Raw genomic sequence first — 20,794 nt, forward strand, 5'->3', positions numbered from 1 at the left:
CGGATCCATATGCTGAAGAAAAAATCCGGATATGTCATTGCAATCCTCGGGGCGACCGGTGCGGTGGGGAAGGAAACGCTGGAGATCCTGGAAGAACGGAAATTTCCGCTCTCTTCTTTACGGCTGTTCGCTTCGAAACGTTCCGCCGGAGTCGAGTTGTCCTGTCAGGGCAGGGACTGGAAAGTGGAAGAGTTAACGCCGGCTGCCTCCTTCCATGGTGTCGACATCGCGCTGGTTTCGGCAACGGATACCATCAGCAAGGAATACGGGCAGCGATTGGCTGCGGCCGGTGTGATTGTGATCGACGACAGCGGCGTGTTTCGCATGGATTCGGACGTCCCCCTTGTCGTGCCCGAAGTCAATGCTGCAGCGCTACGCTTGCTCCCACGAGGCATCGTGTCCATTCCAAACTGCACGACGACTCCCCTGGTCATGGCGCTCAAGCCGCTGCTCGATACGGCTGGGATCAAGCGGGTTGTGGTCACGACGTTTCAGTCCGTCTCGGGGACTGGAGCTGCCGCAATGGACGAACTCATGACGCAAACAAAGGATCTGTTGGCGTTCCGCGATGCGAAGACAGAGGTGTACCCGTACCAGATCGCATTTAATCTGCTACCGCATATCGGATCATTTGGTGACAACGGAGATTGCTCCGAGGAAGTAAAGATCGCGCGAGAGACCAGAAAGATTCTCGATGCACCGGAGCTGCTGGTCACGGCGACCACTGTACGAGTTCCGGTGCTGCGGTGTCACTCTGAAGCGGTCAACGTCGAGTTGTACCGGCCGCTCAAGGCGAATGATGCTCGAGCGGCGCTTGCGGCCATGCCTGGTGTCCTGGTCTACGATGATCCCAATAAAAAACTCTACCCTATGCCGCTGGACGCCACAGGTAAGGACGAGGTCTATATTGGTCGGGTGCGGGAGGATGCCTCGGTTGCGAACGGACTCAATCTTTGGCTCGTATCCGACAATCTCCGGAAGGGCGCCGCGTTGAATGCGGTGCAGATTGCGGAGTGTCTGGTGACCAGGTGATCGCCGGCTGGGACCATCTCGGGAAGCTGCTCGTTGGAATCGGAGCCGTCATTCTCTTGGTGGGGCTGGTCGTCATGATGGTGGACCGGGTTCCTGGAATGGGGAGCCTGCTCAGTTGGTTTGGCAGACTACCGGGCGATCTCTCTATCAAACGAGAAAATTTCAGTTTCTATTTCCCTCTTGGAACGAGCCTCCTGCTGAGTCTGCTTCTAAGTCTGGTATTCTATTTCCTGTCATGGATGTTCCGTCGGTGAATGCCTTCCTGAGGGTACTCAACATCGGAATATTGCTTGCCAGTTGGCTGCTGGGGGCGCCGACGGCCGAGGCAGCGCAATCGATTCGAGTGTTGCTGTCGGACGACGTCCTCAAGCTCGATGCTCAGGTCAATGGAGCCATATGGATTACCGATCCGACCAAGCACGGCCGCGCCGTTCGATCGGCGGTACATATTGTTCCGGTAGGGAAAGGGTTTTCTGTAAACGGTGTTCGGACCACGTTTGATCAGCTCACGATGCGAGGCGGCGAAGGGGGGATGACCCTCACTTGGGTCAAGCAGATCGGAAAACCTCAACAGGCGGCCAAGGTTCATCAGCAACGGTTGTCCATTCCAGTCAGCGGGATTGTCCATCTCGTTCGTCGCCCAAATGGATTTGTGGTCATCAACCAAGTCGATCTAGAAGAATACGTCAAGGGGGTGGTGCCGGCAGAGGTCAATTCGTCCTGGCATCCTGAAATGCTGAAAGCGCAAGCCGTTGCCGCGCGCACCTATGCCTTGTATCAACAAATGCTGAGTGCTGCACGCGAGTACGATGTCGTTGCCAGCGTGCAGGATCAGGTCTACAAAGGCAGGCAGGGCATAGATGCCGCAGTCCTGCGTGCCGTCGAAGACACCAAAGGACAGGTCTTGACGTACGATGGAGCGCCGATTTATGCCGCATTTTCATCGACGACCGCCGGACTCACAGAAGATGCCGTCAACGTCTGGTCCAAGGACTATCCGTATTTGAAAGGAGTCGAATGCCCCTTTGACTTGGCCTCGCCCTATTATCAGTGGACGGCGTCGTTCAAACGGGAGCTGCTTGAACACAATCTCCGCCAACAAGGATTCGCCGTGGGCACCATTTCGGCTCTTAACCCCACGACGCTTAGCCGCGGCGGCCGTGTGGCTACCTTGCGAGTCATCCATACAGAAGGCGAACTGCTGCTTCGCGGAGAAGAATTACGGAAAGCGGTCGGCTACATGGTGGTGCCCAGCACGCAGTTTACGGTCGATGCCGTCGGAAGCGATGTCATTATTTCCGGGTACGGCGCGGGGCATGCGGTAGGTATGTGTCAATGGGGCGCGAAGGAATTGGCGGAACTCGGCTATCCGTTCTCGACCATCCTCCATTACTATTACCCTGAAACTGAATTGCAGGATATGGCGCTCACCAGAGCTCCTGTTCCTCCTTCCTCTTAATGCATCTGTCTGATTTCGATTTTCCTTTCGATTCTGAACTGATCGCATCACAACCGGTCTTACCTAGAGATGGGGCCCGACTGTTGGTCCTGCGTCCGCCAAGTCCGTCTTTCGATCATTTGTCGGTGAGAGACTTTCCCGATCTATTGGAACCGGGAGATCTCGTGGTTGTGAACGATACGAGGGTCCTGCCGGCGCGGGTCGTCGGGCGCAAACAGGTATCCGGCGGTTCTGTCGACATGCTATTTGTGCGGGAGCTTCCGGACGGATCGTGGGCCGTACTCTTGAAGGGGCACGTACGTTCCGGTCTTCGTCTCGACGTTGCTCCGTCAACGTGGGTCGTGGTGCAGTCGCGGGATGCCGGCCGGACGACGGTGAGGGTAGAGGGAGCATTGTCCGCACGTGAATTGTTTGAACATCACGGACGCATGCCGCTTCCGCCATATATCAAGCGTGATCCGACGGACGAAGACCGTATATGGTATCAGACGATTTTTGCTGGGAAAGAAGGCGCCATTGCCGCACCAACAGCCGCGCTGCATTTTACACCAGACCTCGTTACCCGGCTCAGGGATCGGGAAGTCGGGTTCGCCACAGTGACGCTCCATGTCGGACTCGGCACGTTCAAACCGGTGACAGCCGAACGCGTGGAAGACCATCGGATGGAACAGGAGTCGGTTGAAGTCAATGAAAAAACGGTCGCGGCCATTCATCAAACCCGCGCGGCCGGGAGAAGGGTGATCGCCATCGGCACAACGGTCGTACGGGCTCTTGAGTCAGCGGCCTGTGCGGAAAATGGTTTGGTTCCGTATCGGGGAGACACAAGTCTCTTTGTTACTCCGGGATTTCAGTTCCGTGCGGTGGATGCCCTTCTGACAAACTTTCATCTGCCAAAGTCCACGCTCCTGATGTTGGTTTCCGCATTTGGCGGACGAGAACTTGTCCGGAACGCCTATCAGGAGGCAGTAGCGGCCCGGTATCGCTTCTATAGTTATGGGGATGCGATGTTCATCGTCAATCGCGACCGGCCATGAGGAATTGTGATCGAAGAAATGGAAGAATCAGCCTGACGAATTGCCGTCGATCGCGCGTGCGCCGATTGTGTTCTTGCCCGCAACCAGACGGGAGAAGAGGGCACTTTCACAGCAATTCGCGATGAATCTTGATGGGAATGGATGCTTTGAGCGATTGGGTGTAGGCCATGAGAGCCCGTTGCTGTTTTTGAACCAGAACGTCTTGAACGGCTCGATCCTTTGCGAGGGCGACCTTGGCTGGATCGTTCTCGGGCTGACGAAGCGTCAGCGCCTGTGCTTCAGCCAGTTCCGACGGCGTCAGCGTAACGGCATCGGCGACCATCAACCGTGCCCGATTCGTCAGGAGTTCCTTCGTTTCGATCGCTTCGAATAGTGCGGGTGTCAGGTGATTCGCAGCTAGAATCCGCTGATAGAGTTCGGGTTCGAAGGTGCCGTTCTTCTGGAATTCAGGAATTTGCATGATCGCGTCACGAAGATCCTCATCCGAGATGCTCAGACCCATCGTTTTTGCCGCGATCAGCCACACGCGGTTTTCTACCAATTGGTCCACGACAAACTGCTTGATGGTCTCGTCCTTGAATTCTCCAGGAAGCTTGTCTTTGTAAAATCGGTACGAATTTTCATAGGCTCTCTTGAACTCGTCCTGCGACACTGTCATGTCGCCGACGGATGCCACGACGGATCCTGGTTGTTCTCCAAATCCCCACCAACCCATCGTGATTACAAAGGCTGCAGCCAGGATGATCATGATGGATTTCAACAGCCAAGGATAATCATGGGAGGCTTCTCGCATTAATTTGATCATGAGCGGTTCCTGCAAAAATTTTAAAGGAACGATTGTACTGATCGGCTTCTCGATTGGCAAGCGGGAGGGCAGATAAGGACCGGCACCCATGCATCTCGTGCGGTATGAGCCACACGCATGGGGCTTCGGTGGAAGTTGGCTTTCGTTTGTGCGAGATAGTGGAATTTGTTATACTTTGCCACGAATTATGAGGAGAATCCTTGGCAGGTGACGAGACGACGACCCATTCGTTTAGCTCAGGGCTCTACCCGAAAGCACAGGTCCTCAATCGCTTCATTGCCAAGTTAATCGATTTATTCATCGTTGCGGCGGCGGCCCAGATGATTGACACCGTGGGATTTCTCGCGGGAATGGCCTATGTGCTTGTTGCAGACGGGTTTGCGGGCGGCCGTAGCATCGGGAAGCGATTGATCGGGCTTCAAACGATTTTACCCGATACTCGGGAGACTGCGGGATTTCGCGAATCGATTATCCGGAACTCGCCGTTTGCGGCCGCGCAGATGGTTTTTGTCGTCCCGTACGTTGGTTGGCTCGCCTCGTCGGCGATTCTTGCCTTTGAGGCCGTTCTGATCATTGGGAATGAACGTGGGCGACGTTTGGGCGACGAATTGGCCGGCACGCAAGTGCTCGATGCTGGACGATTGGCCATCCCGGACTGAGGCGACGGGACGATTTCGAGCGGAAGGGAGAACACCGTGGGGTTCGCGAGCGATATTTTCGGTTGGTTTTCGAATGATCTGGCCATCGATCTCGGAACCGCGACCACTCTGGTCTATGTTCACGGGAAAGGAATTGTCCTGAACGAACCTTCCGTGGTCGCGGTGGAAAAGAAAACGGAGAAAGTGCTTGCCGTGGGAGCCGACGCCAAGAAAATGCTTGGGCGCACACCTGGCAACATTGTGGCCGTGAGGCCGATGAAAGAGGGAGTTATTGCCGACTTTGAAATGGCCGAGCAGATGCTCAAGCGGTTCATTCAAAAAGCCCACAACCGGAGCGCGTTTGTCCGGCCCCGCATCATCATTGGCGTGCCATCGCGGATCACGCAGGTTGAGCAACGTGCCGTCCGGGACTCCGCAGAATTGGCCGGGGCCCGGGAGGTCTACCTTATCGAAGAACCTGTGGCTGCGGCGATCGGCGCCGGATTGCCGATTACCGAGCCTTCGGGAAACATGGTCGTCGACATCGGCGGCGGGACGACGGACATCGCCGTCATCTCACTGGGCGGAATTGTCTACAGTGAATCCGTGAAAGTGGCGGGCGATCGCATGGATGATGCGATCATGAATTACATCAAGAAAAAGTACAATCTCCTGATCGGAGAACATATGGCGGAACGGATCAAGTTCGAAATCGGGTCCGCCTATCCGTTCGAGGAACGCAAAACGATGATGATCAAGGGGCGCGACCTGATCTCCGGAATCCCCCGTACCTTGGTGGTGGACGACGCCGAAATCCGGGAAGCGCTTCAGGAACCTATCGGAACGATCGTGAATGCGATCAAGGTGGCTCTGGAGAACACTCCGCCGGAACTGGCGGGCGATATTATCGATCGCGGCATTGTCTTGACCGGCGGCGGCTCTTTGCTCAAAGGCATGGATACGCGCTTCCGGGAAGAGACGAATCTGCCGATTATCACCGTGGATGATCCCTTGACCTCCGTTGTCCTGGGAGTGGGAAAGATCCTCGATGAACTCGATCTGCTCGCCAAAGTTGCGGTGATGTCACAGGCCAATACCTTCCGATAGCGGTTCCATCCCGATCGATGCGGATGGCCAACTTGCGTGCTCCCTACAGTGCTAGACGCCTGGCGCTCGGAGTGTTCGGGCTCCTTCTCGCCGCTCTCCTGCTCTTTCCTCGTCAGAGTCAGGGATTGTTCCAGTATCTGGACGGACCTGTCGGCCAAGTCGTGCGGATTCCGCTCGAAATCGTGGCTTCCGTGGATGAAGGTCTTGCGGGCATCTGGCACCATTACATTGCCTTGCAGGACGTTCAAACTGTAAATGACAGACTTCGACAGGACATGGAATGGCTGCGGGGGCAGAACAGCCAACTTCGTGAAGCGGCAGCCGCGACGGAACGATTGACCAGTCTGCTGCAATTCAAAGCTCAGGCGCTTCCCATGATGATGGCGGCACAGGTTATTGGACGGGATGCGACGAATTGGTACCGGTCCGTGATCCTCAACAAAGGGGACAGCGATGGTATCAAACCGGACATGGGAGTGATTACTCCAGCGGGAGTCGTGGGACGAGTGGTCAAAACGACAGGAGGTACGTCAGTCGTGTTGCTCATGACCGATTCCAACAATGCCATTGCCGGATTGATTCAGCGAACGCGAGACGAGGGCATCGTCGAGGGAACGCATCAAGGATATGCGAAACTGAAATATATTCCTTTGCTGTCGAATGTCAGAGAGGGCGACCGGGTCGTGACATCCGGACTCGTGGGAGGATTTCCAAGGGGGTTGGCGATCGGCACGATTACGCGTATCGACAAGGAAGAGGGAGCGCTCTTCCAGACAGCCGAGCTGACCCCTGAAGTGGATGTGAGCCGCTTGGAAGAAGTTCTTATTATTCAGGCTCCGTATGGGACATCCGGCGAGGCCGGCGGAGGCGTGGACTTCGCCGGAAAAAGCAGACCGTGAAAATAGTGATCTATGCCGCCATTCTTCTCCTGCTGGTCCCGATCCATACGACTATGTTGCCTCATGTCAGTGTTTTGGGAGTGGCACCCGATGTCGGTCTCGTGATTGCCGTTCTGATTGGCCTGATGGAGGGGGAACTCGAGGGGCTTCTCGTCGGCCTGGCAATCGGGTGGTTGCTCAGTATGTATTCAGCGGGAGATCTATGGCTGAGTCTCGTCACGAAAGGGGGAGCCGGCGTATTGGCTGGAATTCTCGGGCGGCAGGTTGCCCAGGTGACGCCCACTGTTTTGTGTATCGGGTTAGGAATCGTTTCACTTGCCGGAGGCATGGTCACTGCCCTCACCATGAAGGCCGGTGGATTGGAGGATGTGTGGTGGAATATGCGGACAATCGTTCTTCCTCAGGCCTGTTTGGATGCGGCGTTGGGCGCGGCATTATTTTGGTTGGCCAATCGGCGCACGGTTATGGATCGATTCCGCGTCGCCGAGCGCTTTTGACGGCTCACAGGCCGAGTTTATCGAACTGATATGGCATTAGTCAGCTCCTTAGAGTCCGATCTTGGCGAATTGCAACGCCGCTTGGTGATCCTTCGGGTCGGACTGCTTTTGGTCGTGGCCCTTCTCGGTCTTCGGCTCTGGCACCTACAGATCAGAGAGGGGCCCTATTACCGGGATCTGTCAGAGAATAATCGGACCCGGTCAGTCATCCTGGAACCTGCCAGAGGCCTGATCTACGACCGTCATGGGGTGCTTTTGGCCAATAATGTTCCAAGCTTCAGTTTGTATGTATCTCTCGAGGATGTGAAGGATCGGGATGCACTCGTTGATCAATTGACACAACTCATCGGGCTGGACCCCGCATTGGTCCGAAAGAAGCTCGCGGTACGCGGCGCGAAACAAATCCCCCGGAAAGTCAAAGATCGCTTGACACTGCGCGAAGCCACACTCATCGAATCCCATCGTCTGGATCTGCCGGGGGTCATGATTCAAGTCGAATCGCAACGGAATTATCCAAATGGTGCCACCGCCGGCCACGTCTTGGGCTATGTGGGCGAGGTGTCGGCCGAGCAGCTGGAAAAACCGGAATTCGCGGAACTGCATCAAGGCAGTATCGTCGGACAATATGGGATCGAAAAATTCTATGATCGTGCCGTTCGAGGAAAGGCGGGTCAGAAAAGTGTGGAGGTCGATGCGCTGGGACACGAAAAACGAACGGTCGTCGTCGATCAACCGCAAGCGGGAGACGACCTGTATCTGACCATCGATGCGAGATTGCAAAAAGTCGCGGAGGATCTGTTGGGCCAGGAGTCCGGGGCGATCGTGGCAATGGATCCGACCTCGGGGGATATACTCGCGATGGCGAGCCGGCCGGGATTCGATCCTAACGTCTTGTCTCGGGAACTGACGGGAAAGCAATGGATTGAAATCGTTCAGGACGAAGGCCGCCCACTCAATAATCGGGCATCACAGGGACAGTATCCACCCGGATCGACGTTTAAGGTGATGATGGCCGCGGCTGCGTTGGAATCAAAGACGGTGTCTCCTTCTTCATCCGTGCATTGCAACGGAGGGTATCAGTTCGGACGGCGCCTCTATCGTGACTGGAAAGCCGGGGGACATGGGGCTGTCGATCTTCGTAAAGCGATTGTTCATTCTTGCGATGTGTATTTTTACACGGTCGGTCAACGCATGGGGATCGATACGATGGCGTTCTTCGGGCGCCAATTTGGGTTGGGAGAGGAAACCGGTGTGGAACTCCCGTCCGAACGTGTCGGTATCATGCCGTCAACGGAATGGAAGCAAAAAGCAAAGAATGAGCAGTGGCTGCCTGGAGAAACCATTTCCGCTTCGATCGGACAGGGATACGTGACGGTGACTCCGTTGCAGATGGCGAGTTTGATCGGCACGGTTGCGAACGATGGAGTGACCTTTCGCCCCCGCCTCGTCCGTTCGATCATGGATCGAGAGACGGGTCAGTTGCAGGAACTGCCCGCCGTGGAAAAACGGAAGCTGCACATCAAACCGGAGTATCTCAAAGTGATTCAGGAGGCGCTCGCCGACGTCGTGACCGAAGGAACAGCGACAAAAGCCAAATCTACTCTCGTCACCATCGCGGGTAAGACTGGCACGGCGCAGACGGCGGCATTACGGACCGGGCCCGAGAAAGATATTCCAAAGAAATTCCGCGATCATGCCTGGTTTGTTGCCTTCGCCCCTGTGGACCATCCGAAGATTGCCGTGGCGGTCTTGGCCGAGCATATGGGGCATGGCGGGTCGGCTGCGGCTCCTCTGGCGAAGGATCTCATCGAAACGTACGTCAAATTCAACACTCCCGGTGCATCCGTCGAGCAACATCCTGCGGCGAAGGCAGGGACATGATGATCGACCGGGTCATGGAAAGCCGGGAGTTCGACAACTTCGATGTTCGATTCTTGGGCCTAGTATTTGCCATCCTCGCAATCGGGGTCTTATCGATTTACAGCGTGACGCATGACCAAGGTGGAAGCGGGTTGCCATTTTTTGCGAAGCAGTTGGTGTGGATCTTTCTAGGCACGATCGCATTCTTCGTGATGCTGATCTGGGATTACCACCGGATCGCGCGGCTGGCCTATCCCGCATACATCCTCATCATTCTGTTGTTGGCATTTGTGTTGTTCGAAGGCAAGAGCAGTCGAGGGGCTCAACGATGGATTCCAATTGGTCCGTTTGCCTTCCAACCATCCGAATTCGCCAAGCTGGTCCTGATACTGGTGCTTGCCCATTATTACTCCAAGGCGCCGCGGGTGGGTTGGCTGCAGCGAGTCGTGGTGCCGGGGCTGCTTGTGCTTCCCGGACTCTTCTTGATTCTGAAGCAGCCCGATCTTGGGAGCGGACTCAGTTTCCTGGCTATTTATGCGGCGATGCTGCTTATGGTTGGAATGCGCTCGCAGGCGATCGGTGTCATTCTCTTGTTTTCCCTCATGCTCTTTCCATTCGCATGGGAAATGATGTGGGGGTCCTTGCATGATTACCAGCGTCAGCGCATTATGGCGTTCGTTGATCCCAATTACGATCCTGGTGGGAAGGGGTATCACGCTTTGCAATCCCGCATCGCGATCGGTGCCGGAGAATTGACGGGAAAGGGTTTATACGGCGGTACGCAAAGCCAGTTGAAGTTTCTTCCCGAGGGTCACACGGACTTTGTCTTTTCGGTGTTCGCAGAGGAATGGGGCTTCGTCGGCGTTCTCACGCTACTGGTCTTATTCGTCGCGCTGATCTGGCTTTCGCTCGAGATCGCCGCACGGGCCAAGGATGAACTGGGAGCGCTGTTGGCGGTGGGCGTCATCTGTATGTTGTGTTTTTGTGTTGTCGTCAACATCGGTATGACGGCTGGCATGTTTCCCATCGTGGGAATTCCTCTGCCACTCATGAGTTATGGAGGCAGTGCGACCATCATGACGATGGCGTCGCTCGGTCTTCTCTTGAATGTGAAACGTCGTCGATTGAGTTTGTTTTACTAACGAAGGTGATCGTGCCGCGCCTGTCGGTCGCGGCGACGATTGGTATGCTGGAACATATAGGTGCGGCCGAACGACGCAGGCATGACCGCATACAGCGGACCTGAGGAGTTCTCGCGTTCGCCCAAAATGCCGGTTCGGCGCATCGTTGAATGGAAGGAGTGTGTATGGGAGTGGAAATTGCGATTACAGTGGCACGGGAAGAAACCCGAGTCGCGGTTCTGGATAACGGGGTGGTGACAGATCTGTTTGGCGACCGTGCCAAGCACAAGGATTTCGTCGGAAATATTTACAAGGGTAGAGTGGCCAAAGTGCTTCCCGGCATGCAGGCGGCATTTGTGGATATCGGGTTAGAAAAGGCTGCGTTCATTCATGTCTCGGACCTGTCCATGGACGCAGAGCCTGGGGACACCCTCGTGGATTCTGACGAAGACGACAAGGACAGCGACGACTTGCGTCCTCGTCGTGAGAGTTCGAAGCCGATTGAACAGCTCTTGAGCGAAGGGCAGGAACTCATGGTGCAGATTTCAAAAGGCCCGATCGGAACCAAGGGGCCGCGTGTCACGAGTTACGTGTCACTGCCTGGGCGCTATCTCGTATTCATGCCCAACGTTGAGCACATCGGAGTGTCCCGACGCATCGCGCGCGATGAAGAGCGTTCTCGGCTCAAGGAAATCATGAAACGGGTCAGACATCCGGGATGCGGCTACATCGTTCGGACCGTCAGTGAAGGGGTCAAAGAGGATGAGCTACGATCGGACGTCGATTTTCTCCATGTGCTTTGGCAGGACATCCGGGAGAAGCGAGATCAGCAGCCTGCTCCGGCTCTGCTGCACACCGATCTCAGTCTGAGCTTCCGGGTGGTGCGGGATTTATTCGGGAAAAAAGTCGACCGTCTCTGGATCGATTCACGCGAGGAGTATGAAGCTGTTCGAGACTTCGTTCAGCGATTCTCACCTGAGCAAACCTCTCGCATTCACTTCTACGATAAGGATGAACCGTTGTTCGATCACCTGGGGGTGGAACAGGAAATGGCGAGGGCGCTGAGCCGGAAAGTGTGGCTGAAGTCTGGCGGGCATCTTGTGATCGACCACACCGAAGCCATGACGGTCATCGATGTGAATACCGGACGGTTCGTCGGCAAACGCGATCAAGAGGAGACCATCCTGCGCAATAATCTCGAGGCCGCCAAGGAAGTCGCCTATCAGGTGAAGCTGCGGGGCATTGGCGGCATCATCATCGTCGATTTCATCGACATGGAGCGTGAAAAGAACCGAGACAAGGTGTACCACGCGCTGGTCGATGCGATGGCATCGGACAAGGCGAGAACGAGAATCTCCAGAATCTCTGATCTTGGTTTGGTCGAGATTTCACGTGAACGGGTGCGAGAGGACCTGCTCCGATCACTCTCAGAACCCTGTCGGTATTGCGACGGACGTGGGTACACAAAATCGCCCACGACGGTGGCGTATGAAATTTTTCGTGAGATCCGTCGGATCGGAGGCGATACCGAACCGCAACGTATCATCCTCGGCGCCCACCCGGCGGTGGCCGATCTGCTGCAGGATGAGGAACGACAAGGGCTCGAAGCCTTGGAACGGGAATGCAAAGCCAAGGTTATCGTGATGTCGGACGATCAGTTACATTTGGAGCAGTACGATCTCGCCGTGGTCTGAGGACGTGGACGGTCGTGACGGGACAGGCCCAGTATTCCACTAACATCGTGAGCGGGAGATCGGCCGGGGACGCACGCCCATCGACCTCGCACGAGGAATCCCTGAGAGCCTGGTTTCTGCTGAGAGCGATCCCCGGGCTGGGCGATGTGACCCTTCTCAGGCTGATAGATCTCTGGAAAACACCTGATGCGGTTTTTGATGCGTCGAAGGATGAATTAATCGCAAACGGGTGCAGTCCGCGGCTCGTGGAGGCGATTAAAAAGTCTCCGGACCCATCAATCCAGCGGGAGATCGACCGGGAGCTGTCGGAGCTTCGTCGAACCGGGATACAGGTTCTCACCATTCTCGATGCCTCCTATCCGCAGCGTCTCAGGACCATCGCCGATCCACCTCCGATTCTGTATGCCTCAGGTCGAATGCAGAAACAGGATGAGTTATCTGTGGCCATTGTCGGGGCCAGACGCGGGACTCCCGGCGGGCGAGCCTTGACGGAAGAGTTCGCAAGGGAGTTGGCGACATATGGTGTGACGGTCGTCAGTGGATTGGCGCGAGGGATCGACGCAGCGGCTCATCGGGGTGCGCTCGACGGGGGAGGCCGAACGATCGCCGTTCTGGGCTGTGGAGTAGACCGTACCTATCCGCCCGAACATGACCGCCTGCGCCGTGAAATCGAAGCCCGAGGCGCTGTGCTCTCAGAAGTCCCGCTCGGATCTCCACCCCACAGCGCGCACTTTCCGCGACGAAACCGGATCATCAGCGGGTTGTCGATTGGCGTGGTCGTGACACAAGCCGCCATCAACAGCGGATCTTTGATCACGGCTCAGTCGGCGATCGATCAGGGGCGCGACGTCTTCGCGGTGCCAGGATTCGTCAAGGACGTCGCCAGCCGAGGGACGAATGCCTTGATCAGGAACGGGGCGACCTTGGTCGAGCAGGCGGCGGACATCGTCGAAGCCATCATGCCGCAGCTCGAACCATCCGTTCGCGCGATGGTGCGGCCTCTCCAGATCGAGCGTAAGAGAGCTCAAGATTTTGGTGTCCATGAACAGCTGGTGTATGATGTGCTTTCGTATGAGCCGAGAACCATCGATCAGATTGTCGTAGCCGCCCGCGCGTCCGTGTCGGCCGTCATGGCCGCACTCCTGACCCTGGAATTGCGCCAGCGTGTTCGTCAGCTCCCTGGACAATGCTATGTCCGGGCATGAACCGTCGGTCTTTTCCGTTCATGAGTTGCGTTGGCCGAAAAAGTTTGGTACGGATGGTAAAGTAAACCGGTAACGTAGCTGAGTCTGCATGGCAAAATCTCTTATCATTGTCGAGTCACCGACCAAGGCCAAGACCATTACCAAGTATTTGGGACGTGGGTACACGGTCATGGCCTCAGTCGGTCATGTGAAAGATCTGCCAACCAGCAAACTTGGGGTTGATCTGGACGACGATTTCAAACCGCAGTATGTCACGATCAAGGGCAAGTCCAAGGTGCTGGCTGAAATCAAGAAAAAGGCCGAAGAGGCCGACAAGGTATTTCTGGCTCCGGACCCGGATAGGGAAGGGGAGGCGATCGCCTGGCACTTGGCCGAGGAGTTGCGGGGGAAATCAAAAAAGAAATCGGACGGAAAAGTGTTTCGGGTTCTCTTTAACGAAATCACGGAATCCGCCATCAAGCGCGCGCTGCAGTCTCCTGGCCAAATTGATATGAAACTGGTCAATGCGCAGCAGGCGCGCCGGGTATTGGATAGAATCGTCGGTTATCAGGGCAGTCAGCTCTTGTGGAAGAAAGTTCGCCGCGGGCTGTCCATGGGACGCGTTCAGTCGGTCGCCGTCCGTCTGATGTGCGAACGCGAGCAGGAGCGCGAGGCATTCCGCACGGAAGAGTATTGGTCCATCACCGCCCTGCTTGCCGGAGCGATTCCCCCGCCGTTCGAAGCCAGATTGCATAGTATCAATGGTGAAGAAGCCTCGATTGCTAACGCCGATCAAGCGCAAGCGATCGTCTTTGCCATTCAGGGAAAAACCTTCACCGTCACCTCCGTCGAGCGAAAGGAAAAGAAGCGGAATCCGGTCGCACCATTTATCACCAGCCGCCTGCAGCAGGAGGCGGCACGGAAGCTCCATTTTACGCCGAAAAAGACGATGACTCTTGCTCAGCAACTCTATGAAGGTATAGAAATTGGCGCAGAAGGGGCCACCGGCCTCATTACCTACATGCGTACCGATTCTCCGAGGATCTCGCAGGAGGCGATGGCAGATGCCCGCCAACTGATCCAGGATCGCTTCGGCGCGGAATATCTCCCCGCCGTGCCGAACGTCTATAAAACGCAGAAGGCCGCGCAGGAGGCGCACGAAGCGATTCGGCCCACGTCCGCGTCGCGGGATCCGGAATCGATCAGGCAATATCTCGAACAAGATCAATATAACCTCTATAAACTCATCTGGAATCGGTTCATCGCGTCTCAGATGGTGCCGGCAATTCTCGACGTGACGCGGATTGAATCGACGCCGCTCGAGACGCAAGAGCGGTATGTGTTCCGATCCAGCGGGACCGTCGTCAAGTTTCCAGGCCATACCATCGTCTACCGCGAAGGAGTCGACAAAGAGTTGCTTGCACAGAAGACGAAGCCGGATGAAGAGGCCGACGAAGGCTCTGAGCGGCAATTGCCCGAATTGAACGAAGGGGAGCGGCTCAGGCTGATCGAACAGCCGGAACAGACCGTTCCAGGCGTGCTGTCAAAACAACATTTCACTCAGCCGCCGCCTCGCTACAACGAAGCGCTGCTGATCAAGGAGCTTGAAGAAAAGGGAATTGGAAGACCATCTACGTATGCCGCCATTATTTCGACGATCCAAGACCGTAAGTATGTCGAGAAGGTGGAAGGACGCTTCATTCCTACGGAAACGGGGCGCACCGTCAACGATTTTTTGATCAAGGGGTTTCCGGCGATTGTGAACGTCGATTTCACGTCTCATCTCGAGGAAGAGCTCGACGAGGTCGAGGAGGGTAACAAGCCGTGGGTCGATGCGGTGCGCGATTTCTACGATCCGTTCACATCGGATTTGGAAAGAGCCAAAACCATCCCCGGCCCTAAAGACACCGTTGAACCTCCCACCGACATTCCCTGTGAGAAATGCGGCAGAATGATGGAAATCAAGTGGGGAAGAAACGGAAAATTTCTCGCCTGCCCAGGGTACAAGGACGATCCGCCGTGCAAGAATACTCAGAACTTTGAGAAATTGCCTGATGGAACGATCAAGATCGTTCCGAAGCAAGAATTGACGACAGACCAAGTGTGTGACAAATGTGGAAGTCCGATGGTCGTCAAGACCGGACGATTCGGAAAATTCATTGCTTGCTCCGCATATCCGGAATGCAAAACGACCAAGCCATTGGCACTCGGAGTGAAATGTCCCCAGCCCGGATGCGATGGCGATCTGGTTCAGAAAAGAACCCGCAAAGGTCGTTCGTTTTTCGCGTGTAGTAAGTATCCGCAATGTGAGTTTGCTTTGTGGGATCGTCCTGTCAACAAAGTCTGCCCGACCTGCAGCGCGCCATTTCTGATTGAAAAAGTCAGCAAACAGACCGGACGCAGTGTGCAATGCCGGAATGAAGAGTGCGGATATCGAGAAGCCGGCTAGCCCATCATTTTTTCTTTTTTCCTCCATCATTCATCTTCCTCCATTGATGCGAGAGTACAATCTTCGCTCTCCATGCGTTCACGCATCATATGCGCTCGCGAGATTGATAACTCGTGTCACCGAAACTGAGAGATGGAATCAAGACGCGTCCCGCAGCGAGTTGACGAATGACAAAACCGTGATGATAATGAGCATGTCATCGTCATGTATGCGGTCGAGCATACGAATGTTTATCGAAAGGGGGAACGATCATGAAAGCAAAGGAAGGTGTTATCAACCTGCTGAACAAGATCCTGACGGCCGACCTCACAGCGATCAATCAATATTTTGTTCATGCAAAAATGTGCGAGAATTGGGGCTATGAACGCCTCCACCACAAGGTACGTGAGCGAAGCATCGATGAAATGAAGGACGCTGACGAATTGATCGGCCACATCCTGTATCTCGAAGGTGTGCCGAATGTCCAGCGGATGAATACCGTTCATGTAGGCGAAACAGTTCCGGAACAACTCAAATTGGACTTGAAAGCCGAGCAAGAGATGCTCAGCGTGCTCAGCGAAGGAGTGGTTCATTGCACCAAAGTGTCGGATTTCACGACTCGCCATATGTTGGAAGATATGGCGAAAGACGTGGATGCGCACATCGATTGGATCGAAACACAAATGGAGACGATCAAACAGATCGGATTGGAGAATTATCTCGCTGAGCAGATCAAGAAAGAGTCTTGATAGACATCTCTCCATCGCCCGCCTCACAATATGACTCAAGGAGGGGGGCTTGCATACAGCATAAGTCCCCCTCGTGAAGAGCAGAAGTGATACGCCGACAATAGAGTCACATGGACTTGAGATGGCCGGGCCAGTATGAAATCGAGTTATTTGGTATTAGGTGAGCGGCCGCTGGCAGACTTTAATATGTCTGCACTGATACGCGCTACCTCCCGCTCCAACCATTCAGTCAACAGAGGGTCAAGGAGCCCCTTGTCGTTCATCTCGTACGCTAGTCCCTCGAACATGCGCCTGTACGGTCCCGCCCCATACAAGCGGTTGGCAATGACGATGACCCTTCCTTGTTTCCCAGCTTCCTCGATGGCGGTCCGTGCTTCGGCAACGGCCTTGTCGCGCTTCTCGGGCCAATCTTCACGCACAGTCAGTGCCTTGATGGATTTGAGCTGTGCGCAGTGAGGATCCTGACGGAGTCGGGCAATGTGCTGGTCCATCAGGTCTAGCCACTTGGTATTTCCCTCGTCCGTCGATTCTCCATGTGCCACCAAGAAGACGGATTCGTTCGCGGGTTGTCGACTCAACTCCAAGATGCGTTTGTGGTGGATGCTTGCCATGGCCGGGTCATGCTCATATCCGCCAACTGATGAGAACAACGCACTAGTACGAATCTGGATCGGTGCGGGAGCATGGGTGCCGTGATCGCCGTCATGTCTCATGGCGGGAGGTTGATCGATCAATCCGATGACATAGTCCGTGACCGGTTTGACCTGATGATCTAGCGCGTACATCCGAACAAAGATGATGCGTCGGATCCCACGTTCCTCCAGCCGGGAAACCGCACTTTGGATAATCAGTGGATCGCCCATGCCATAAGCCATTTCGACCGGATAGGATGCCGTCAAAGGACGAATGACGTTCTCGACGGCATCGTTATATGGTTGGCTCGCTCCATGAGGCATGACGATCACCCCGATATCGGATGCAGTGACCGGTGTATACCGATTCGCGGTCTTCCGGAGCCAGAGAAGCACGTTCGGGTGGGGCAGAAGCTCATCCGGCTGATAGACAATTTGCGTCTGTTTGAATTGCCTGGTGAACCAAGCCGTGAGCGACATGGTGTGGTCGTATTTCGAACCGATGAACGCGGGGACGAGTAGCGTACGTCCGTCCTTGGGGGCCTGGTTCAGCAAACGGGCCTTGGCAGCCTGATTCTTTTGTTCGGCATGCTCAGCGGCGCGATCGTAGTACACCACGGCCTCGGTTTCTCGGAAGGGCTTGTATCGTTCGATATAGCGGAGCAATCGATCGATATCTCCTTTTAGGTTTGACTCGCTCTGCTCGTCGGTCGCACCAACGCCCACGAGTATCAAGCGTTCGGATTCGGGGTGTTGACTGAGTGTCTCGACCCGGTCCAGCACGATCTGCCGGATCAGGTGGTCATGGGCCATCGTACTGGCCCATTGCACAGGAAGGTCTCCCGTGTATCGGCCGAGGTCCGGAACAACACGTCGGAGTAGCGGATCAGCATCCGATAGGAATAGAGGGATGGCCACAATCTCTGCCACATGGAACTTTCGAAGCGCATCGATCGCGCGCGTCAGATAGACACCATATTCATCTAGCCCCCCTGCAGCGTCTCGTCCGACGAAAGCGAGTGCGGCAGGATACGACTTCCTGAAATCGTCGACAAGACGCGTTACTTCCTGATTCCCCAGATAGCCTCGATCGGGTGCGACTACGAGAAATCCAATTCTCGGCTGGTCCGCCAATGTAAGCTGAACACTGCAAAGGAGAAAAACCGCCACCATGCTCACCATAATTCGCGCCAGCATGTTGTTCCTTTCGGCATAGAGCCCTGTATCTCCTGACTTTCCCAAAATCGAATCGAGTGCTTGTCAAAGTTGGCCGGGTGTTTGAGCATAATGAATGCGCCGGTACATGCCGGGAGATTGACCGGTCAGCCGCTTAAAAAACCTGCTGAAGGCGAACTGATCGCTATATCCGATGGCTTCGGCAATTTCCTCCAGGCCGTTCTGTGTTGTGGCCAACAGCGTGCGCGCCTTTTCCAGCCTACAAAGGGTGAGATATTCGGAGAACGGTCGCCCCATCGTGGCGCGAAACAATTCCGAGCAATATTTCTCCGAGTACCCGAGAAAGTACGCCATCGCTTTCAACGTCAGTCCTTTGTGGAGATTATCAGCCACGAACAAGCGGATTTCAGCAGTAAGAGTCCGATGATTCGTGGTGGCGATTCGGTTGGAAGAGACTGCATAGCGTAAATTACACAGGTCCTTAACGACTTCCAAGAGTTCCCGCTCGGATTGAGCACGCAGCAAGCGGTCCCCCCATTGCGGAGCCTGCCTACGTAGGTCCTTGGCAAGGTTGAATAAGCGGGGTGATGCAAACATCGGCGAGCGTTTGTGCTTCAGGGGCATGAGAATCTCCTTCCTCTTGCAATCAAAAAAAGAGCCCATGGTTCAGTTGCACCATGGGCTCTGGACGAAGTGTCCGTTGGCCTCTCCTTCCTTACCTGGGAGGAGGATGACGATCAGGGTAATGCTCAGGTGTCGGCGTCACCCGGGATCAGGTCTTGTTGTATGGCTCCAGTGAGCATACGAAGCCGCTGTTGTAGACCGTTACTGATAGTCCTCGTTCAATGAATTAACAAACGCGACCATTGCAGCAGTATCTGCCGGAAGCAGAGCGATATCTTGGAGTTGGATTGCGCCATGGGCAGTGCACCCGCTCTGGCTTGGTTGGACGTTCCGCGATAAAAGCCGAGAATATCTTCTATGGTATCGAACTGCCCCGTATGCATGTACGGAGCGGAATGCCCGAGGTCCCGAAGGCCGGGGGTCTTGAATCGGGCAATTGCGCGATCGAGCAGCACGACATCAGATAACGGACAAGGGACGACGTCATCACACAGAATGGCTTGAATCTTTGTTTGAGGCGCCGGCATGTCAGGGTTTTCAAATATGTTTCACACGCCAAATCGGTCAACTGGGTCCCCGCAGTGGGAATGGACCGGAAGCGATCACTGACTCCGGGATGTGCTTCGGTTGGCGGCAGATCGTTGGGTGTTCGAATGTCAATGTGCCCCACTACGACCGGATATTGCGTCCCACCGGGCCATAGTGGATGAGTGCGTACATCACGCCTCCTTTCCTAACCCATTTCGAAGCACTTGTTCCGACCATCCTTCGATGGCAGAAAAGGGTATGATGACGATTCGCTTGCAGCGTTTACACTTTAACTCGATGCTGCATCCTTGAACTTTTGCAATGAGCTGGCCACACTCGCATCGAGTCTCATGACCGGAGGAACTGGCTGGAGACCGTGGTTTCGAAATCAGCATGGCCTATGAAATCCTTATCGATGAAATTGAGAACGATTATTACTATGATGTTCGGCTCTGCAATGTCAAGCGGCCAGAGACAGAATTCAATTGGTGACGATGACAGGACTATAATGAGGTATGAGACTGTGGGTCGGACTACTTCCCAAGCGTTTGGTCGCATTAGTCATAATTTCAGCGAGTTATGCGGGGTGCTCCAAAATTGGCAGACCCACAGGCGGTAGCTCTTGCGGGCTCTCGGAATGGTCGTCGAGTTATAGCTGTGCTGACGGGGTGAGAGGGGCCGCATCGATCCCAAGGGTCAGGAAGGGCATATCCACCTCTCACCTGGGCTGCACCATTATCTTTACAAAAATAGCTCCCGAACTCGCAGGCATCTGTAAGGGGACAACATCAGCCAGATACAACCTCTTCGAGATTCGCCAATTGGGCGGGGACGGATAGCGTTGTCTCAGCTGCGGCAGCGGGAGCAGAGCCCGTAGAGTTCCAACCGGTGAGTTTGTATTGTGAAGCCGTTCCGAGTGGCAACTTCCTCTTGGAGCTTTTCAATTTCGCAGTTCTCGAACTCGACAATCTTACCGCAGTTGGTGCAGATCAAATGGTCATGGTGTCCCTTGTGCGAAATATTGTCATACTGAGTTTGTGACCCAAAATGGCGCGCTTGCGCCAGGCCGGCATCGCAAAACAAATTGAGGGTGCGATAAATGGTGGCAAGTCCTAAATGAGGATCCGCTTTGGCCAAATGATGATAGAGCGCTTCAGCGCTGACATGTTCCTGCCGCAGAAAGGCGCTGAGAATCAACTCCCGTTGCCGGGTGAACTTCAATTGGTTCTTGGTCAGATGTTCCTTGAGAACATCCATTTCTTTTGCGTACTTCAGCGATGACATAGCCGGTCCTCCAGGGGAGATTATTAGAAACCAAAGCTTCGGC

At 55.0% G+C, this 20,794-nt stretch carries 19 protein-coding genes; 14 read left to right on the forward strand and 5 right to left on the reverse strand.

The window, feature by feature from the left end; translation table 11 throughout:
* The first annotated feature begins 9 nt into the window (after window positions 1-9).
* The 4 genes from W02_RS16075 to queA are packed head-to-tail and all read left to right on the forward strand — an operon-like array spanning window position 10 to window position 3,525.
* Window positions 10-1,032, forward strand: a complete 1,023-nt coding sequence (locus tag W02_RS16075; protein ID WP_173049492.1) for an aspartate-semialdehyde dehydrogenase — start codon at window positions 10-12, stop codon at window positions 1,030-1,032.
* Window positions 1,014-1,286 (forward strand): DUF2905 domain-containing protein, encoded by a 273-nt coding sequence (locus W02_RS16080; protein WP_232068565.1) that lies wholly within the window; start codon window positions 1,014-1,016, stop codon window positions 1,284-1,286. Before W02_RS16075 ends, W02_RS16080 begins: the two co-directional genes overlap by 19 nt.
* A complete protein-coding gene (locus W02_RS16085; RefSeq protein WP_173049494.1) occupies window positions 1,283-2,491 on the forward strand; it encodes a SpoIID/LytB domain-containing protein in 1,209 nt (402 codons plus the stop codon). The genes W02_RS16080 and W02_RS16085 overlap by 4 nt, the downstream gene beginning before the upstream one ends.
* Complete coding sequence (gene queA, locus W02_RS16090) at window positions 2,491-3,525, forward strand: tRNA preQ1(34) S-adenosylmethionine ribosyltransferase-isomerase QueA (RefSeq protein WP_173049497.1); 1,035 nt, start codon at window positions 2,491-2,493, stop codon at window positions 3,523-3,525. Before W02_RS16085 ends, queA begins: the two co-directional genes overlap by 1 nt.
* Window positions 3,526-3,631: 106 nt before the next feature.
* Here the strand turns inward: queA and W02_RS16095 are convergent, their stop codons facing one another.
* Window positions 3,632-4,330 carry a SurA N-terminal domain-containing protein gene (locus W02_RS16095; protein WP_173049499.1) on the reverse strand — a complete coding sequence of 233 codons (699 nt, stop codon included), beginning with the start codon at window positions 4,328-4,330 and terminating at the stop codon, window positions 3,632-3,634.
* A 200-nt stretch (window positions 4,331-4,530) separates the two neighbouring features.
* Between W02_RS16095 and W02_RS16100 the strand changes: the two genes are divergently transcribed.
* The 10 genes from W02_RS16100 (at window position 4,531) to bfr (ending at window position 16,507) form a co-directional block, all read left to right on the forward strand.
* Window positions 4,531-4,989: an RDD family protein gene (locus tag W02_RS16100; protein ID WP_173049501.1), complete on the forward strand. Its 459-nt coding sequence runs from the start codon at window positions 4,531-4,533 to the stop codon at window positions 4,987-4,989.
* Window positions 4,990-5,025: 36 nt separating this feature from the next.
* Window positions 5,026-6,075, forward strand: coding sequence for a rod shape-determining protein (locus W02_RS16105; protein WP_305080020.1), 1,050 nt, complete (start codon window positions 5,026-5,028; stop codon window positions 6,073-6,075).
* Between the two features lie 23 nt (window positions 6,076-6,098).
* Window positions 6,099-6,974 (forward strand): rod shape-determining protein MreC, encoded by an 876-nt coding sequence (gene mreC, locus W02_RS16110; RefSeq protein ID WP_173049503.1) that lies wholly within the window; start codon window positions 6,099-6,101, stop codon window positions 6,972-6,974.
* On the forward strand, window positions 6,971-7,471 hold the full coding sequence (locus tag W02_RS16115) for a hypothetical protein (RefSeq protein WP_173049505.1): 501 nt from the start codon (window positions 6,971-6,973) through the stop codon (window positions 7,469-7,471). The genes mreC and W02_RS16115 overlap by 4 nt, the downstream gene beginning before the upstream one ends.
* A 30-nt stretch (window positions 7,472-7,501) precedes the next feature.
* A complete protein-coding gene (gene mrdA / locus W02_RS16120) occupies window positions 7,502-9,352 on the forward strand; it encodes a penicillin-binding protein 2 (RefSeq protein ID WP_173049507.1) in 1,851 nt (616 codons plus the stop codon).
* Entirely contained in the window at window positions 9,349-10,473 is a 1,125-nt protein-coding gene (gene rodA / locus W02_RS16125) for a rod shape-determining protein RodA (RefSeq protein WP_173049509.1), read from the forward strand. Before mrdA ends, rodA begins: the two co-directional genes overlap by 4 nt.
* Before the next feature lie 164 nt (window positions 10,474-10,637).
* A complete protein-coding gene (locus W02_RS16130; protein WP_173049511.1) occupies window positions 10,638-12,146 on the forward strand; it encodes an Rne/Rng family ribonuclease in 1,509 nt (502 codons plus the stop codon).
* Between the two features lie 14 nt (window positions 12,147-12,160).
* Complete coding sequence (gene dprA, locus W02_RS16135) at window positions 12,161-13,351, forward strand: DNA-processing protein DprA (protein ID WP_232068566.1); 1,191 nt, start codon at window positions 12,161-12,163, stop codon at window positions 13,349-13,351.
* An 88-nt stretch (window positions 13,352-13,439) separates the two neighbouring features.
* A complete protein-coding gene (topA, locus tag W02_RS16140; RefSeq protein ID WP_173049515.1) occupies window positions 13,440-15,779 on the forward strand; it encodes a type I DNA topoisomerase in 2,340 nt (779 codons plus the stop codon).
* 251 nt (window positions 15,780-16,030) lie between these two features.
* Window positions 16,031-16,507, forward strand: coding sequence for a bacterioferritin (gene bfr / locus W02_RS16145; RefSeq protein ID WP_173049517.1), 477 nt, complete (start codon window positions 16,031-16,033; stop codon window positions 16,505-16,507).
* Between the two features lie 146 nt (window positions 16,508-16,653).
* On the opposite strand, the gene W02_RS16150 is transcribed toward bfr, so the two are convergent.
* The 4 genes from W02_RS16150 to W02_RS16165 all read right to left on the reverse strand — a co-directional run bounded on the left by W02_RS16150 (window position 16,654) and on the right by W02_RS16165 (window position 20,751).
* Window positions 16,654-18,336 (reverse strand): sirohydrochlorin chelatase, encoded by a 1,683-nt coding sequence (locus W02_RS16150; protein ID WP_173049519.1) that lies wholly within the window; start codon window positions 18,334-18,336, stop codon window positions 16,654-16,656.
* Window positions 18,337-18,399: 63 nt separating this feature from the next.
* Window positions 18,400-18,939, reverse strand: a complete 540-nt coding sequence (locus tag W02_RS16155) for a helix-turn-helix transcriptional regulator (protein WP_173049521.1) — start codon at window positions 18,937-18,939, stop codon at window positions 18,400-18,402.
* A 218-nt stretch (window positions 18,940-19,157) separates the two neighbouring features.
* Entirely contained in the window at window positions 19,158-19,466 is a 309-nt protein-coding gene (locus W02_RS16160; protein ID WP_173049523.1) for a hypothetical protein, read from the reverse strand.
* 847 nt (window positions 19,467-20,313) lie between these two features.
* Window positions 20,314-20,751, reverse strand: a complete 438-nt coding sequence (locus W02_RS16165) for a Fur family transcriptional regulator (RefSeq protein WP_173049524.1) — start codon at window positions 20,749-20,751, stop codon at window positions 20,314-20,316.
* Window positions 20,752-20,794 lie beyond the last annotated feature (43 nt).

This window comes from Nitrospira sp. KM1, from assembly GCF_011405515.1.
Lineage (GTDB): Bacteria > Nitrospirota > Nitrospiria > Nitrospirales > Nitrospiraceae > Nitrospira_C.

Excerpts from the sequence above, each read along its gene's own strand:
- W02_RS16075 (WP_173049492.1), top strand. The coding sequence starts at position 10 with ATGCTGAAGAAAAAATCCGGATATGTCATTGCAATCCTCGGGGCGACC.
- queA (WP_173049497.1), top strand. The coding sequence starts at position 2,491 with ATGCATCTGTCTGATTTCGATTTTCCTTTCGATTCTGAACTGATCGCA.
- W02_RS16095 (WP_173049499.1), bottom strand. The coding sequence starts at position 4,330 with ATGATCAAATTAATGCGAGAAGCCTCCCATGATTATCCTTGGCTGTTG.
- mreC (WP_173049503.1), top strand. The coding sequence starts at position 6,099 with ATGGCCAACTTGCGTGCTCCCTACAGTGCTAGACGCCTGGCGCTCGGA.
- mrdA (WP_173049507.1), top strand. The coding sequence starts at position 7,502 with ATGGCATTAGTCAGCTCCTTAGAGTCCGATCTTGGCGAATTGCAACGC.
- rodA (WP_173049509.1), top strand. The coding sequence starts at position 9,349 with ATGATGATCGACCGGGTCATGGAAAGCCGGGAGTTCGACAACTTCGAT.
- W02_RS16130 (WP_173049511.1), top strand. The coding sequence starts at position 10,638 with ATGGGAGTGGAAATTGCGATTACAGTGGCACGGGAAGAAACCCGAGTC.
- topA (WP_173049515.1), top strand. The coding sequence starts at position 13,440 with ATGGCAAAATCTCTTATCATTGTCGAGTCACCGACCAAGGCCAAGACC.
- bfr (WP_173049517.1), top strand. The coding sequence starts at position 16,031 with ATGAAAGCAAAGGAAGGTGTTATCAACCTGCTGAACAAGATCCTGACG.
- W02_RS16150 (WP_173049519.1), bottom strand. The coding sequence starts at position 18,336 with ATGCTGGCGCGAATTATGGTGAGCATGGTGGCGGTTTTTCTCCTTTGC.
- W02_RS16155 (WP_173049521.1), bottom strand. The coding sequence starts at position 18,939 with ATGCCCCTGAAGCACAAACGCTCGCCGATGTTTGCATCACCCCGCTTA.
- W02_RS16160 (WP_173049523.1), bottom strand. The coding sequence starts at position 19,466 with ATGCCGGCGCCTCAAACAAAGATTCAAGCCATTCTGTGTGATGACGTC.
- W02_RS16165 (WP_173049524.1), bottom strand. The coding sequence starts at position 20,751 with ATGTCATCGCTGAAGTACGCAAAAGAAATGGATGTTCTCAAGGAACAT.